Below are 1,724 nucleotides of genomic sequence, written 5' to 3'. Positions count from 1 at the left end.
GGGGCCGGTGTCGCGGAGGCCGCGAAGGCCGTGCCCGCGCCGCCGAGTCCGAGCACCAGGGCACCGGCCGCGAGGGCGGCGGCCCGAACGATTCGCGTCTGTCGCATCTGTGGAGAACTCCTCTGATCCGGTTCGCCGCGGGGTGTTCCCGCGACGAGGACCACGGTGCCCGGGCCCGCTGAAGCGGAGCTGAAGCAACCTGAAGATCGCTTCAGCTGCGGGTGTCATGCTGAGCCGCATGCGGGGCCTCATCGACCAGGACCACCGCGGCGCGCGCACGCCGCGCACCGGACGCGGACCGCGGCAGCGGCCCGCCGCGAACGGGTCGCGCACCCGGGCCGGGGGCACCCGTGCGTGACCCGCTGCGGCTGCGGCGCCTGTCGATCCGCGCCCGCACCACCCTCACCGCCACCGGCATCGTCGCGCTGGCCACGGTCGCCATCGGGTTGTCGCTCATCGGCTACCTGCACGGCAGGCTCACCGAGGAGCTCGACGCCGCGCTGAACGAGCAGCTGAGCACCGCGCGGGAGGCCGTGCTGGCCGGGGTGGAGCTCCCGGTGCGCACCGACGACGTCACCGTGCGGGCGATACCGGCGGGCGCCGAATCGGCCCTCCCGATCCCGGAACCCGGCCAGGCGCCCGCCCCCGGGCCGCCGATGAGCCCGCTCGACCCGGCCGACCCGGAACCCGGCGAACCGGTGAGCCCGCAGGACGACCCGCGGCCCCGGCCCGTGGAACCGCTGGACCCACCCGCGACAGGAGTCCGGTCGGACCTGCCCGGCGACATCTCGCACTCCGGCGAGGAACCGATCGCGCCGCTGCGCACCGCGCAGGCCACTGTGGACACACCCGCCGGTGCCCAGACGCTGATCGCCAGCGCCTCCACCCGATCCGTGCAGCGCGCCACCGAGGCGGCCACGACCGGGCTGCTGTTCGGGATGCCGGTGCTGCTGGCCGTCGTCGCCGCGCTGACCTGGTTCAGCACCCGCCGAGCGCTGCGCCCGGTGGAGGCGATCCGGCACGAGTTCACCCGGCTGTCCGCGCACGACCTGCGCGGACGCATGCCGGTTCCGGCGAGCGGCGACGAGATCGCGCGGCTGGCGCTCACCCTCAACGACACCCTGGACCGGCTGGACGACTCGGTGCGCAGGCAGCGGCAGTTCGTCGCCGACGCCTCCCACGAACTACGCAGCCCGCTGGCCGCCCTGCGCACCCCGCTGGAAGTGGCACAAGCCCACCCGCAACGGGCCGACTGGCCCAGCATCGCCGAAGGCACCCTCGACGACCTGGACCGCCTGGAGCGGCTCACCTCCGACCTGCTGGCACTGGCCCGCATCGACGGCATGCCGCACACCCCCGGCGAAGCACTGGACCTCGGCTCGCTCACCGCCGACACCCTGGAACGCAGGCCCCCGACCCACCTGCACCGGCACGCCGAGATCGAACCGGGCGTCGTCGTCGACGGCCACCCCACCCACCTGTCACGGCTGATCACCAACCTGCTCGACAACGCCGAAACCCACGCCGAGCAGCGGCTGTCGCTGAGCCTGCGCGTCGAGAACGGGCAGGCGCGGCTCGACGTCCTCGACGACGGCCCCGGCGTGCCCGCCGAATCCCGCGAGCACGTCTTCGAACGCTTCGCCCGCCTCGACACCGCCCGCGCCCGCGAACGCGGCGGCGCGGGACTCGGCCTGGCCCTCGCCCGCGAGATCGCCCACCTGCAC

1 protein-coding gene is annotated in these 1,724 nt (G+C 74.8%); it reads left to right on the top strand.

Annotation, left to right across the window (positions count from 1 at the left end; translation table 11 throughout):
• Window positions 1-656: 656 nt before the first annotated feature.
• The coding region (locus tag LCD31_RS29710; protein ID WP_374201694.1) for a sensor histidine kinase at window positions 657-1,724 on the top strand (1,068 nt) is incomplete at its 3' end.

This window comes from Saccharopolyspora sp. 6M (genome assembly GCF_020176775.1).
In the GTDB taxonomy this organism is placed as follows: Bacteria; Actinomycetota; Actinomycetes; order Mycobacteriales; family Pseudonocardiaceae; genus Saccharopolyspora_C; species Saccharopolyspora_C gregorii.
This window is presented reverse-complemented; position numbering and strand designations above follow the sequence as displayed.